This window comes from Lysobacter sp. N42 (genome assembly GCF_004344885.1).
In genome coordinates, this window is record NZ_SKFB01000008.1 from 63,534 (window position 1) to 76,970 (window position 13,437).

The following is a 13,437-nucleotide window of genomic DNA, read 5'->3' on the forward strand; positions in this document are numbered from 1 at the left end:
CGTCCACGGCCTTCGCCGTGCGGAGCGTCCAGAGCCCATGCGCAAGCTGCTTCCCGTCCTCGCCGCCGCCCTGCTGACTTCGGCCTGCGGCGTCGTCTATCGCCAGCCGATCTACCAGGGCAACCTGCTCGAGAAGTCGGCGGTCGACCAGCTCCAGGCGGGCATGGACAGGCAGCAGGTTGTTCTGCTGCTGGGCACGCCGTCCATCGCCGATCCCTACCACCAGGATCGCTGGGACTACACCGCGACGCAGCGCACCGGCCGCACGGGGCGCACCGAGATCAAGAACCTCACGCTGCACTTCCAGGGCAACCAGCTCGTGCGCTGGGAGGGCGAGTACTTCCCGGAGCAGGACGAAGCCCTGGCGCGCGATGCGGTCCGCCAGTTCGGCCCGAACCTGGCCAAGCCCAAGGACAAGCGCCGCCGCGGCGGCTAACGCCCGCGCGCTGCCGCGCGGCGACGCCGCGCGTCCTTCGGGTCTGCCAGCAGTGGCCTGAGCAGCTCCACCCTGTCGCCGGCGCGAAGCGGTGTATCGCGCCCCGCGCGCTGGCCGAACACGGCGTAGGCCACGGTCCCGGCATCACCCGACCATCCCGCCGCGTCGACCGCATCGCCCACGGTGGCGCCTTCGGGCAGCTGCAACCGCACCGCCTCGAAGCGCCGTGGCCACGCGCGGATCACCTCCACCTCCATCGCCTCAGCCCCGGTCCGCGGCGCGCACGAAATCGTCGACCATGCGGTCGGCCAGCGCCTGGAAACCCAGCGCAAAGGCCGGTGCCAGCAGGCGCGAGGCGGGTTCGAAATCCAGCGTGAGCGAGACGCGGCAGGCCGATTCGTCCAGCGCGTGGAATTCCCACCGCCCCTTGAGCCGCTTGAACGGCCCCTCCACCAGGTGAAGGTCGATGTGGTGCGGGGGCGCCATGCGGTTCTCGGTCACGAACCAGGTGGTGAGGCCGGCGGCGCGCAGGTCCAGGCGCGCGACCACGCGGTCCTGCGACTCCTCGAGCACGCGGGCCCCGTCGCACCAGTCGAAGCGGCTCGGATAGGCACGTACGTCGTTCACCAGACCGAACATGCGGGCGGCGGAGTGTTCGACCAGGGCACTTCTTCGGATCGTGGGCATGCGGGCCGGCGTTCTCGCCGCGATGTCCCCCGATCGGGGACAATGGCGCGATGAGCAAGCATTCCAAGGGAAAGTCCGGCAAGGATAAGTCAAAGGCCGCGGGCGGCACGATCGCCCTGAACAAGCGCGCGCGCCACGAATACCACCTGGAGCAGCGTACCGAGGCGGGGCTGGCGCTGCAGGGCTGGGAGCTGAAAGCCATCCGTGCGGGACGCGCCAACATCGGCGAGGCCTATGCGGTGGTGCGCAACGGCGAGATGTACCTGTTCAACGCGCAGATCACGCCGCTGATCTCGGCTTCGACCCACGTCGTGCCCGAGGAGCGCCGCACGCGCAAGCTCCTGATGCACCGCCACGAGATCGACAGCCTCATCGGGCGCATGCAGCGCGATGGCTACACGGTGGTTCCCACCGCGCTCTACTGGAAGGGCAACAAGGTGAAGGCCGAGGTCGCGCTGGCCAAGGGCAAGAAGGAGCACGACAAGCGCGACACGGCCAAGGATCGTGACTGGCAGCGCGAGAAGCAGCGCGCCATGCGCGCGCACAACCGCGACGCCTGATCAGCCCTCCGCGGGGCCCGGGAGCGTGAAGTAGAAGGTCGCGCCCTCTTCCACCCGACCCTCAGCCCTGATCGTGCCGCCGTGCCGTTCCACGATGCGGTGCACGGTGGCCAGGCCGATGCCATGGCCCGTGAAATGCTCCTCGTTGTGCAGGCGCTGGAACGGGCGGAACAGCTTGTCGACGTACTCCTGCGCGAAGCCGGCGCCGTTGTCGCGCACGTAGAACTCGCCCGCGGCGTTGCGCCCGAACTGGATGCGCGCCGGGTCGCGCTCGCGGGTGAACTTCCAGGCGTTGCCGAGCAGGTTGCCCAGCAGGCCGCGCAGCAGCGTGGCGTCGCCGTCCACCACCAGCCCCTGCTCGATCTCGACTTCCACGCGGCGCGCCGGATCGCCCGCCTGCAGTTCCTCGACGAGCTCGTGCGCCATGCGCGTGAGGTCGACGCGCTCGACCTTCAGCGGGCTGCGCGTCAGGCGCGAGAGCTGGAGCATCGAGTCGATCAGCTCGCCCATGCGGGCGGCGGCGCGGCGCACGCGCGCGAGATAGCCGCGCCCCGCCTCGTCGAGCCGTTCACCGTAGCGTTCGGCCAGGATCCGGCTGAAGCCGTCGATGGCGCGAAGCGGTGCGCGCAGGTCGTGCGAGACGCTGTAGGCGAAGGTTTCCAGTTCCTGGTTCGCGCGCATGAGCTCGCGGGTGCGCAGGGCCACGCGCGCCTCGAGCGTGCGATTGAGCGCATGCACGCGCGCCTCGGCCAGCATGCGCTCGGTCACGTCTTCCATCTGCGCCAGGCCGGTGATGTCCTGGCCGATGTTGCCCGGCACCGGCGAATAGGTGACGTGGACATGGCGCACCGAGCCGTCGTCGCGCTGCAGGCGGCGCATGCGGCGCCAGACGCCGCCGGCCTCGATCTCCCCGCGCTCGGCCGATTCGATGTCGTCGAACAGCGACTCGAAGGCCACGCCGACCAGGTGCGCGGCCGGGCGCCCGACGGTCCTGGCGAATGCCGGGTTCGCTTCGACGATGCGGCCGTTGCTGTCCAGGAGCACCTTGCCGATCGCCGAATATTCCATCGCGCTGCGGAAGCGCTGTTCGCTGCGACGATAGTCCTCGGTCAGCTCGGCGGCGATGCGCCTGGCGCGCGTGCCGGTCCGCGCCAGCGAGAACGCGACGCCGTACAGCAGCAGCGCGGCGACCAGGCCGAGCGCGAGCAGCCCGCGCAGCGCCGCCAGGTCCGGCGCGGCCTGCGCGAGCGGCGGAGACGCGAAGTGCAGGCGCCAGGTGCGGCCGTACGCTTCCAGGTTGCGTTCCTCGACGAAGGCGGCGTCCTGGGCATCGATCCCCCCCTCGTAAAGCGGCCTGGCCGAGGCGGTCACGTCGTCGATCCGCAGTCGCAGGTGCCGCAGGTGCGTCCTCGCGGCGTCTTCCACGTGCACGCCCACGCGGAACGGAACGTAGATCCATCCCTGCGCGGACGCGCGACGGGCGGCTTCGTTCGATGGGGCGTCGCCGGCCCGGTAGATGGGCAGATACAGCAGGGCGCCGATGCGCCGTGCCTCCCCGTCCTGCACCAGCTGCACCGGGCCGCTCAGGCGTGGCTCTCCGCTCACGAGCGCGGCTTCCATGGCCTCGCGCCGCGTCGGCTCGGAGTACATGTCGAATCCCACCGCGGCGACGTTCTCCGGCCGGCGGGGCTCCAGATAGAGGATGGGCCCGTAGTAGGCCCGCCTGCCGTGCGGCCTGACGTTCAGCAGCCCGTAGCCGGACTCGCGCCACTCGAGCTGCAGGCGCGGCAGATCGCTGGCCGCGACGTACCCGGCGAAACCCAGGCCGAGTACAGCCGGGAAGCGCTGCTCGAGCTGCATGCCGTCCACGTAGGCCTGCCACTGGCGCGGAGTGGGCCGTGCCACCGAAGCGAACAGCGACACGCCGCCGCGCGTGACCAGCTCGTACTGCGCCAGCCGCTGCCGGAGCAGTTCCGTGACCTCGTTGGCCTGCGCGGCGAATTCGCCCCGCGCGGCCTCGATCTCGCGCTCGCGCGCGTTGCTCCACATGGTGAGCACGAGCACCACGGAGGCGACGAGGATGATGAAGGCGAATACTTGGCTGCCGCGTGGCAGGAGCCGCGCGGACCAGCCGCGCACGGAGGCGGCAGTCGGCATGTCGGGGAGAATACCTGTGCGGCGGGCAGGCGCCGTATACAACGCACCAATGAAAAGGGGCCCAGCCTGCGCTGGGCCCCGCGATTGGTGGAGGTGGGCGGAGTCGAACCGCCGTCCGAAGGCACTCCATCCCCGGCACTACATGCTTAGCCCGCCGTTGGATCTCGCCCCGGAGCAGCACGGCGTGCAAAGCGCGCCCCGGAACCAGCCTGCGAACTCTTAGCCGTCGACGGGCAGGCGGCCCCCGGCGGCGATTCCGTGATCATGACCCTACGCTGCGAGCACGGACACAAGCAGTTTCGGGGCTTAGGCCTTAAGCGGCCAGAGCGTAGTTGTCGTCGTTGGCAACTATGAGTTTGCCGCTGGATTTACGAGGAAAGCTGCCCCCTCGGCATGCGCCAGGCGATTTCGCAACCCCCGTCGAAGCCAGTGCACCCCCGGGGACAGCATGTCGCTGACGGGAAGCAGTATAGGCCCCTTCCCCGCCACCTCAAGCCCGGCGTGGCCGCGGCCGCGGCGCCTGTTCAGCCCGCGGGCGGCGGATCCAGGCGGCCGTGCCGGCAGCGCAGACCACAATCCCGTCGCGCGTGCCGGCATCGACGTGGCAGCCGCCGGTGAACTCGGAAAATGCGGGCAGGACCGTGGCCCGCGGCTGCAACCAGAACACCGGGAAGCGGCGCGGCCCGAGTTCGCGGATGGCCACGCAGGGATGCAGGTGGCCGCCCAGCACGTGCAGGCCCGGTACCTCGCAGGGCTCGTGCCGCAGCGCGAAAGGACCGACGTCCAGCGCTTCGCCGAGAAGCTCCACGCCCAAGCCCGCGCCCGCGAGCGCGCGGTCATGGTTGCCGGTGAGCGCGGCGAAGTGGACGCCCCCCCTCGCCTCCCGCCAGGCATGCCAGGTGCCGCGCCATGCGCTCTCATGCACGGCGCCATGGACGACGTCGCCGAGGATCCAGACGGATGTCGCCCCCGTGAGGTCGATGGCGCGGCCCAGCCGATCCAGGTCCCCGGCGGTGCCACCGCTGGGCAGGCCGATGCCGGCGCGGCGGAAGACGTCGCCCTTGCCCAGGTGGAGGTCGGAGAGGAACAGCCGCCGCTCCCGCGGCCAGTAGAGCGCCCGGTCGGCCAGCAGCCAGACCTGCTCGCCGGCAATGTCGGCGACGACGTAGCGGCCGTCGGCATCATCGCGCATGGCGCTTCTCCAGCTGCGCGGCAGCGCGTTGCACACGCGTCTTCCAGTCCTCCGTGCTGAGCTGGCCGCGCAGCCCCTCGGCCCACAGCGGAAAGGACAGCGGCGTGAGGCCGCGCGGCCGCAGCAGCAGCACGCGCCGCCGGGCGCATTCCTCGAGCACACGCTGCAGGCGCTGCACTTCGAGCTGGCCGGCGAAGACTTCCCGCTCGGCCAGCTCGAGCAGCATGTGCTGCGGGTCATGGCGCTGGAGAACGTCGAAGATCAGCCCGCTGGAGACCTGCAGCTGCCGCATGCTCTTCTGGGGCCGCCCCGGCACCGTGGGCGGCAACAGGCCTGCGATGCGCGCGATCTCGCGGAACTGCCGGCGCGCCAGCTCGCCCAGGTTGAGGCTTTCGCGCAGGTCCTCGAACAGGCGATCGGGCGTGAGCAGGGACTCGAGCAGGCCCTCGTCGACGGCGACGTCCCTGGCCGGGCGCAGCACGAAGCCGTAGTCGTTCGCGGCATAGCCGAAGGTATTGGGCTCGACGCGGCCCCAGCGCAGAGACACGAGCGCGGCCAGTCCTTCGTTGGCGAGGCGGCCGGCGAACGGGAACACGAACAGCTGCGGGCCCTCGCGCGTACGAGCGAACTCGACGAGCAGCCGGCCCGTGCGCGGGAGCGACGACAGGCGCGACTGCAGCGCGAGCAGCCCGGCGACCGCACGCATCTCGGGCGCGTCCACCGGCTGCGTGAGCAGGCGTTCCACGCGCGCGGCCAGTTCCATCGACAGCGGCTGGCGGATGCCGGTCCACTGGGGGACGATGCCTTCGCCCGGCGGGGCGCGCTTGACCAGTGCCGTCATCGCGTCGATGCGCACGAGCTCCAGCATGCGACCGGAGAACAGGAAACGGTCGCCGGGCCTGAGGCGGGCGATGAAGCCCTCCTCGACCGCGCCCAGCGTGCCGCCACGCACGAGCTTGACCGCGACGCTGCCCTCGCTGGCGATCGTGCCGATCGACAACCGGTGGCGCGTGGCCACGCGGCGGTCCTCGACCACGTAGCGGCCCGCGGCGTCGCGCACCACGCGGTGGAAGTCGGGGTAGTGTTCCAGCGCGCGGCCACCTTGGATGATGAAGTCGAGCACGGACTGCCAGGCCTCGTCCGCCAGCCCAGCGAAAGCATGCGTGCCGCGCACTTCCGCGAGCAGGGCATCGGCGTCGAAGCCTCCGCCCAGCGCGAGGGTGACGCAGTGCTGGGCCAGCACGTCCAGCGACATGCGCGGGGGCCGCCGCGCTTCGACCTCGCCTGCGCCGATGGCCTCACGCACCGCGGAGAACTCGACCAGCTCGAGCATGTGCGTCGGGATGCAGACCACATGTCCCGACTCGCCCGGCCGGTGCCTGGCGCGGCCGGCGCGCTGCAGCAGGCGCGCCGTGCCCTTGGGGCTTCCGAGCTGGAAGACCTGGTCGACGGCCGGGAAGTCCACGCCCAGGTCGAGGCTGGAGGTGGCCACCACGCAACGCAGGCGCCCGTCGCGCAGGCCCGCTTCGACGTCGGCACGGATGTGCGGATCCAGCGACCCGTGGTGCAGCGCGAGCGTGGACGGATCCTCCGGCCATACCGCCTGCAGGGCCTGGTGCCAGAGCTCGGCGTAGGCACGCGTATTGGTGAACAGCAGGCTCGTGCGGGCGCGGAAGATGCGCTCGGCCACGCGCGCCAGCTGCGCCAGCCCCAGGTGCCCGGCCCACGGGAAGCGTTCGCCTTCGGCGGGGACGAGCGTCTCGAGCGTCATCGGGCGCGGCGTTGCACCCGAGACGACCTCCGATGCGGGCGCGTGCGGCAGCAGCACGTCGCGCGCCTCGTCGAGGTTGCCGAGCGTGGCCGACAGGCCCCAGATGCGCAGCCGCGCGGACAGCGAACGCAGCCGCGCCAGGCCAAGCTGCAGCAGCACGCCGCGCTTGGTGCCCAGCAGCTCGTGCCACTCGTCGACCACCACGCAGCGCAGCGCACGCAGGCGCTCGGCGGTGTCGGGATACGACAGCAGGAGCGCGAGCGATTCGGGCGTGGTGACGAGTGCGTCGAGCTGTCCCTCGCGCGCGAGCCGCTTGTCGCGCGAGGAGGCGTCGCCGGTACGCAGGCCGATCTGCCAGTCCAGCCCGAGCCCCGCGGCCGGCTCGCGCAGGGCGCGGACGGTGTCGGCGGCCAGCGCCCGAAGCGGCGTGATCCACAGGACCTTCAGTTCCCGCCCCGCATCGCGGGACGTCGCCCCTGCCCGCGCAGCATCCGGCAGCATGCAGGCCTCGATCAGCGGCCCGCCGAACGCGGCGAGGGTTTTCCCGCTGCCCGTGGGCGTGTGCAGCAGCCCGGACTCGCCGCGCAGGTAGCGCGTCCATACGTCCTGCTGGAACGGCGCGGGTGTCCAACCGCGCGCTGCGAACCATGCACGCAGGCGGCGCGCGGGGTCGCCAACCTCGGTGCCAGCGGTGTCCGGCCGAGCCCCGTCGCCGGCTGGTACGACGCCCTCCAGGCGCTCCAGCGCATCGGGTTCGGGTTCCCCCTCTCCCACGGGGGCGATGGCGCCCTGCTGCGTGCGGCTGGCGGCGTCATCCCCGGCCTTGCGCCGCCGCCGTTCCCGCGCTTCGTGGCGCGCGCGTTCGCGCCGGATCGACTCCACCGTCTGCCGCGGCGCATCCGGGCGGGGCCGCTCGGGGTACTCCGCGTACGGATCCTCGCCTTCCGGCGGCAGCGCACCCCGCAACAGGAAACCGCTCATCGCGCCAGCGCCCGCAGCGTGTCGAGCCTGTCGGCATCGCGCGGGGTCTTGTCGTGGCGCCAGCGCAGGATGCGCGGGAAGCGCACGGCGATGCCGGACTTGTGCCGGGTCGACCGGTTGACCGCCTCGAAGCCGATCTCGAACACGTGCTGCGGCTCCACGGAGCGCACCGGCCCGAAGCGCTCGACGGTGTGCGCGCGGATCCAGCGGTCGAGCTGGAGGATCTCGCGGTCGTCCAGGCCGGAATAGGCCTTGGCGACGGGTACCAGCGCGTCGCCATCCCACAGCGCGAAGGTGTAGTCCGTGAACAGCGTGCTGCGACGCCCGCTGCCCGACTGCGCGTAGATCAGCACCGCGTCCACGTTGAGGGGTTCGATCTTCCACTTCCACCAGTCGCCGCGACGACGGCCCACCTGGTAGGTCGACGCCCGCCGCTTGAGCATCAGCCCTTCGACGCCCCGCTCCCGCGCGGCCTGCCGCAACGTCGCGGCCTCGGCCCAGTCGGCGGGCTCCACGAGGGGTGACGGCACGATGCGCGGATCGTTGTTCTCGCCGAGCAGTTCGTCCAGCAGCGCGCGGCGCCCGGAGAGCGGCAGCTCGCGCAGGTCGCGGCCTTCCAGCTCCAGCAGGTCATAGGCCAGCACGCAGACCGGCGTGTCCGCGAGCGTCTTCGGCCCGGGCCTGCGGCGCTGGATTCGCGTCTGCAGCGCCGTGAACGGCATGGGCTGCTCGTCGCCCGGACGCCAGGCGATGAGTTCGCCGTCGATCACGCAGTCACGCGGCAACGCAGCGGCGGCGGCCTCGATCTCGGGAAAGCGCCCGTCCAGCCGCTCCTCGCCGCGCGACCACAGCGCGACCTCGGCGCCGCGGCGGATCAGCTGAAGTCGTATGCCGTCCCATTTCCATTCCAGCAGCCAGTCCTCGATGGGGCCGAGCGTGTCGACCTCCGCCTCCAGCGGCGAAGCCAGGAAGAAGGGATACGGCTGCTCGCGGTCGCCGGGGAGCTCTTCGGGGTTCAGGAGGTCGCGCAGGAACCGCGCCGTCGGCACCCAGTGGCCCAGCATGCGCTGGGCGATCCGGGCGATGTCGATGCCGCTCATGTCGGCCAGGGCCTGCTGCACGAGGCGCTGCGAGACGCCCACCCGCAGGGCGCCGGTCAGCAGCTTGTTGAAGACCAGGCGCTCGTCGGCGCAGAGCGTGCGCCAGCCCTCGACCACCGCCGCGCGGCGCGCCTCGGGATCGCGGCCGGCGACGGGAATCAGCCGCCGCTCGATCCATTCGTGCAGGGGCACGTCCGCGAGGCGGCGCGAGGGATCGTCGATCAGCAGGGTGAGCGTCTCGGCCAGGTCGCCCACATGCGCATGGCAGTCGTCCACCAGCCAGTCCGGCGTGCCCGTCTCCTGCGACAGCCACTCGCGCAGCTCGCGCGTGTTCGCGATCTTCGCCAGCTTGCCGCCCGAGAGCAGCCACAGCGCCCAGGCCGCGTCCTCCGGCGGCGCCTCGCGGAAATAGGCGACCAGTGCAGCGCGCTTGTCCAGCGTGGCCGTGCTGCGGTCCAGCTCCCGGTAGAGGGCGGCGAAGCGCCTCATTCGGCTTCCCCGGCGTAGTCGGTGGCGAAGGCCTCGGCCGCTATGCCGTCCTCGTTCAGGGCGCGGATGATCGCGTCGGTATTGCCGTGCGTGGCAAGTACCCGCCGCGCGCCGGTCTCGCGGATGGTGCGCATGAGGTCCGGCCAGTCCGCATGGTCGGAGACCACGAAGCCGCGGTCGTAGTTGCGGCGGCGCCGGTTGCCGCGAACGCGCATCCAGCCGGAGGCGAAGCCGATCTGCGCGCGCCGGAAGCGCCGCATCCACGGGCTGCCGGCCGCCGATGGCGGCGCGATGATCAGCTCGCCCGCGAAATCCGCGCCCTTGGCGGTGTCCGACACCGGCTGCGTGGCCAGCATCGGCACGCCTGCTTCACGGTAGACGTCCACGCCCGCCTGCACCGCCCCGTGCAGGAAGGCGGGGCGGTCGGTCCAGGCGGCGAGCTCGGCTAGGATGCGCTGCGCCTTGCCGAGCGCGTAGCACAGCAGCACGGCGGCCTCGCCGCACCTCTCGCAGTGGTCGCGCCACTCGACGATCTCGCGTGCCGCGTCGGCGGTATCGGGCCAGCGGTAGATCGGCAGCCCGAAGGTGGCCTCGGTGATGAACGTGTCGCATTCGACGACCTCGAAGGGGTCGCAGCTGGGGTCGTGCTGGCGCTTGTAGTCGCCCGATGCCACCCAGACCTGCCCGTCCGCCTCGATTCGCACCTGCGCCGAGCCCAGCACGTGGCCCGCGGAATGGAACGAGACGCGGGCATTGCCGATCTCGAAGGGCTGGCCGTAGTCGAAGGCGTGGTAGCGCTGCTCGCCGAGCCGCCACTGGAGTATGGGCAGGCTGCGCGCGGCTGCGAAGTAGTCGACCGATCCGATGCGTGCATGATCGCCGTGCCCGTGCGTGATGACCGCACGCTCCACCGGCCGCCAGGGGTCGATGTAGAAGTCGCCCTGCGGGCAGTACAGGCCTTCGCGGCGGAGCACGATGAGGTCGGAATTCATGGGGGGACCGTAGGCAGGCGGCCGTCATCGCGCTGAAAAGGCCGGCAGGCCGCGGGCGATGGCGTAACGCTAGGTTGACGGCGTCTCAACCACTGTGACGGCCATGGAATGGCTCAGTGAACTGGAGGCCGTGGGTGCCGCGGCCTATGCGATGCTGCTCGGCGGCGTGATCGGCTACGAGCGTGAGCTCAAGAACCGCCCGGCGGGCTTTCGGACCCACATGCTCGTGGCCGGCGCGGCCGCCCTTCTGATGGCCATGAGCCATCTCGCGCTGCAGGATCCGCCGGCGGTGGATTCCAGCGTCAAGCTTTCGGCCGACCCGCTGCGCCTGGTCGAGGCCGTGATCAGCGGCGTGGCCTTCATCGGCGCGGGCACCATCTTCGCGCGCAAGCAGGGCCAGCACATCGCCGGCATCACCACGGCGGCCTCCCTGCTGATGGTGGCCGTGATCGGCCTGATCACCGGCGTGGGCCACTACCTGCTCGCCAGCGCGGCCACGGTGCTCACCCTCCTCGTGCTGACGGCGCTCAACCTGCTCGAGCGCCGCACGGGCATGCGCGAGGCCGGCGATCCGGGCGAGGACGACGACGGCGAGCCCGGTGGTGCGGAGCCCGCGCGCAAGCGCCGCAACCCGGACCTGCACTGATTCGGACTTCGGGCGGGTCCTGTCCGGCGGGCATCGCACCATGCCCCGGGTTCAGCAGCAGTCGCCGGGCTGCGCCCTGCCCTGGCCCGTGGCGCGCGCGCAGCCATGCGGGTCCAACAAAGGAAACGGGGCGCCTGAGCGCCCCGTCGCCATCGCCTGAAGGCTGGATATCAGGAACCGGCCCGCAGCGGCACCAGGGTGATCTCGACGCGGCGGTTGCGCGCGCGGCCGTCCTCGGTGTCGTTGCGGGCGATCGGGCGGGTCTCGCCGGCGGCCACGATCTCCATGCGCTGCTGGCTCACGCCCTTGCCCGACAGGTAGCTGGCAACGGTGTTCGCGCGGCGGCGCGAGAGGTCGTAGTTGTACTGGTCGGAACCCACGCTGTCGGTATGGCCCGCGACCTCGATGATGGTCTGGTTGTACTCGTTGAGCGTGGTGGCCAGTCGATCCAGCACCGGGCGGAACTGCGGCTGCAGGTCGGCGCGGTTGAACCCGAAGGTGATGTTGTCGGGCATGTTCAGCGTGATGTTGTCGCCCTGGCGCACGACGTCCACGCCGGAGCCGGCCAGGCGGTCACGCAGCGCGCGTTCCTGGCGGTCCTGGTAGTTGCCGATGGCGCCACCGGCCAGGCCACCGACGCCGGCGCCGACCAGTGCGCGCTGGCGGCGCTCGACGGCATCGTCGCCGCTGAGCAGACCTGCGACGGCGCCCACGGCAGCACCGATGATCGCGCCGCGCGTCGTGCGGTCGTTGGTATCGGGGTTGGTGGCGTAGCGGTTCGGGTCGGTCACGCAGCCTGCGAGCAGCGTCGCGGCAACAGCGGACGCCAGCGCAATCTTCATCTGAGTCTTCATGGAGGAACCCTCGCTTCAAAGGCGGGGCCACGCTAGCCACGGCGTCGTAGGCGAGGAGTGAGGAGCCCGACCCTCTGTTCAGCTGCCGTAGAAGCGTCTGCTGGGCGCCCGTTCAGTCGCCCGCGTGGGACGTCGACGGCCGCTGCGCAGCGGCCGTCCGCATGGCGCGATACGCATCGAGCGCGGCGTCGCGGCCGGCCTGCAGATCGACCATCGGGCGATGGGGATAGTCGGGGGCGACGCGGCCCAGCGCCTGCGGATCGCGCCAGGGCGCATGCCGCAGCGCGACTGGCAGTGGCGCGAGTTCCGGCAGCCAGCGCGCGATGTACTCGCCCTGCGGGTCGAAGCGCTCGGCCTGTGACACGGGGTTGAAGATGCGGAAATAGGGCGCGGCGTCGGCGCCGGTGCCCGCGACCCACTGCCAGCCCATCGTGTTGTTGGCCAGGTCGGCATCCAGCAGCGTCTGGCGGAACCATGCGGCGCCCTCGCGCCAGTGCATGCGCATGTGCTTGCACAGCCAGCTCGCCACTACCATGCGCACGCGGTTGTGCATCCAGCCGGTGGCCCAGAGCTCGCGCATGCCCGCATCCACGATGGGCACGCCGGTCCGTCCATGCCGCCAGCGCTCGATCCTGGCGCGGTCCGGCCGCGCCCAGGGAAACGCGTCGAAGCGGGCGTCGAGGTTGTGCTCGACGGTATGAGGGAAGTGATGCAGCAGGTGGGCGGCGAACTCGCGCCAGACGAGCTGGCGCAGGTAGGCCTCCACGTGCCCCTCGGGTACCCGCCCGCGTGCCGCCTCCACAGCCGCGGCGACCCGCCAGGGCGCGATCTCGCCGAAATGCAGGTGCGGCGACAGACGCGAGGTGCCGCTGCGGTCGGGACGCTCCCGGCCGGCGGGATAGTCGTGCAGCGCGCCGTCGACGAAGGCCTCCAGCGCGGCATGCGCGCCGGCCTCTCCGGGCTCCCAGCCGGACCAGAAGCCGCTGTCCCAGGGCTGCAGCGGCGCCAGCCGCAGCTGGTCGGGCAATACGCCCTCGGGTGCTTCGGCGGCGTCGTGGATGCGCACCGGCGCTGGGCAGGCCGCGGCGGGATTCCAGCGCGCCCGCGCCGCACGCCAGAACGGCGTGAATACGCGGTAGGGCCCGCCCTTGCCCGTCGCCAGCTCCCAGGGCTCGAACAGCAGGGAGCCGTTGCGGCTCTCCACCTGCAGCCCCTGCGCGCGCAGCTCGCGCTTGACCTGCGCGTCGCGCCGCTCGACATCGGGCTCGTAGCGCCGGTTCCAGAACACCGCCTCGGCATCCGTCGCCGCCGCCAGCGCCGAGAGCACCGGCAGCGCATGGCCGACGAACAGCCGCAGGCGGCTGCCGCGCGCGCGTAGGTCGGCGTCCAGCGCGGCAAGCGACCGCGCCCGCCAGGCATCGGAGGCCGCGCCGGCCCGGGCGTGGCCGTCACCGTCAGGGTCGTGGACGTACACCGGCAGCACCGGCAGGCCGGTGCCCAGGGCCGCCTGCAGCGCGGGGTTGTCGGCGAGGCGCAGGTCGTTGCGGAACCAGACGATCGCGACGCCCATGC

At 71.6% G+C, this 13,437-nt stretch carries 12 protein-coding genes and 1 other RNA gene; 3 read left to right on the top strand and 10 right to left on the bottom strand.

What is annotated here, in order from left to right:
- Positions 1–37: 37 nt before the first annotated feature.
- The gene (locus tag EYQ95_RS14060; RefSeq protein WP_132327851.1) at positions 38–436 is read left to right on the top strand and encodes an outer membrane protein assembly factor BamE; all 399 of its coding nucleotides are present in this window, start codon (positions 38–40) and stop codon (positions 434–436) included.
- Here the strand turns inward: EYQ95_RS14060 and EYQ95_RS14065 are convergent.
- Positions 433–693, bottom strand: a complete 261-nt coding sequence (locus EYQ95_RS14065; protein WP_132327852.1) for an RnfH family protein — start codon at positions 691–693, stop codon at positions 433–435. The genes EYQ95_RS14060 and EYQ95_RS14065 overlap by 4 nt on opposite strands.
- Positions 694–697: 4 nt before the next feature.
- Positions 698–1,123: a type II toxin-antitoxin system RatA family toxin gene (locus EYQ95_RS14070; protein WP_132327853.1), complete on the bottom strand. Its 426-nt coding sequence runs from the start codon at positions 1,121–1,123 to the stop codon at positions 698–700.
- 50 nt (positions 1,124–1,173) lie between these two features.
- Between EYQ95_RS14070 and smpB the strand changes: the two genes are divergently transcribed.
- Positions 1,174–1,683 (top strand): SsrA-binding protein SmpB, encoded by a 510-nt coding sequence (smpB, locus tag EYQ95_RS14075; RefSeq protein WP_132327854.1) that lies wholly within the window; start codon positions 1,174–1,176, stop codon positions 1,681–1,683.
- Here smpB and EYQ95_RS14080 read toward each other — a convergent pair whose 3' ends face one another.
- From EYQ95_RS14080 to EYQ95_RS14105, 6 genes are all read right to left on the bottom strand, one after another.
- Positions 1,684–3,840, bottom strand: a complete 2,157-nt coding sequence (locus EYQ95_RS14080) for a CHASE domain-containing protein (RefSeq protein ID WP_132327855.1) — start codon at positions 3,838–3,840, stop codon at positions 1,684–1,686.
- A gap of 85 nt (positions 3,841–3,925) precedes the next feature.
- Positions 3,926–4,279: a transfer-messenger RNA gene (gene ssrA, locus EYQ95_RS14085) on the bottom strand.
- A gap of 51 nt (positions 4,280–4,330) precedes the next feature.
- Positions 4,331–5,032, bottom strand: coding sequence for a ligase-associated DNA damage response endonuclease PdeM (pdeM, locus tag EYQ95_RS14090; RefSeq protein WP_132327856.1), 702 nt, complete (start codon positions 5,030–5,032; stop codon positions 4,331–4,333).
- Positions 5,022–7,784 carry a ligase-associated DNA damage response DEXH box helicase gene (locus EYQ95_RS14095; RefSeq protein ID WP_132327857.1) on the bottom strand — a complete coding sequence of 921 codons (2,763 nt, stop codon included), beginning with the start codon at positions 7,782–7,784 and terminating at the stop codon, positions 5,022–5,024. Before EYQ95_RS14095 ends, pdeM begins: the two co-directional genes overlap by 11 nt.
- The gene (locus tag EYQ95_RS14100) at positions 7,781–9,373 is read right to left on the bottom strand and encodes an ATP-dependent DNA ligase (protein ID WP_132327858.1); all 1,593 of its coding nucleotides are present in this window, start codon (positions 9,371–9,373) and stop codon (positions 7,781–7,783) included. Before EYQ95_RS14100 ends, EYQ95_RS14095 begins: the two co-directional genes overlap by 4 nt.
- Positions 9,370–10,365 carry a ligase-associated DNA damage response exonuclease gene (locus EYQ95_RS14105; RefSeq protein ID WP_132327859.1) on the bottom strand — a complete coding sequence of 332 codons (996 nt, stop codon included), beginning with the start codon at positions 10,363–10,365 and terminating at the stop codon, positions 9,370–9,372. Before EYQ95_RS14105 ends, EYQ95_RS14100 begins: the two co-directional genes overlap by 4 nt.
- 103 nt (positions 10,366–10,468) lie before the next feature.
- On the opposite strand from EYQ95_RS14105, the gene EYQ95_RS14110 reads away from it, so the two are divergent.
- Entirely contained in the window at positions 10,469–11,011 is a 543-nt protein-coding gene (locus tag EYQ95_RS14110; RefSeq protein WP_132327860.1) for an MgtC/SapB family protein, read from the top strand.
- 170 nt (positions 11,012–11,181) lie between these two features.
- Here EYQ95_RS14110 and EYQ95_RS14115 read toward each other — a convergent pair whose 3' ends face one another.
- Positions 11,182–11,865: an OmpA family protein gene (locus EYQ95_RS14115; RefSeq protein ID WP_207916441.1), complete on the bottom strand. Its 684-nt coding sequence runs from the start codon at positions 11,863–11,865 to the stop codon at positions 11,182–11,184.
- 112 nt (positions 11,866–11,977) lie between these two features.
- Positions 11,978–13,435 (bottom strand): deoxyribodipyrimidine photo-lyase, encoded by a 1,458-nt coding sequence (locus EYQ95_RS14120; RefSeq protein ID WP_132327861.1) that lies wholly within the window; start codon positions 13,433–13,435, stop codon positions 11,978–11,980.
- Between the last annotated feature and the right edge of the window lie 2 nt (positions 13,436–13,437).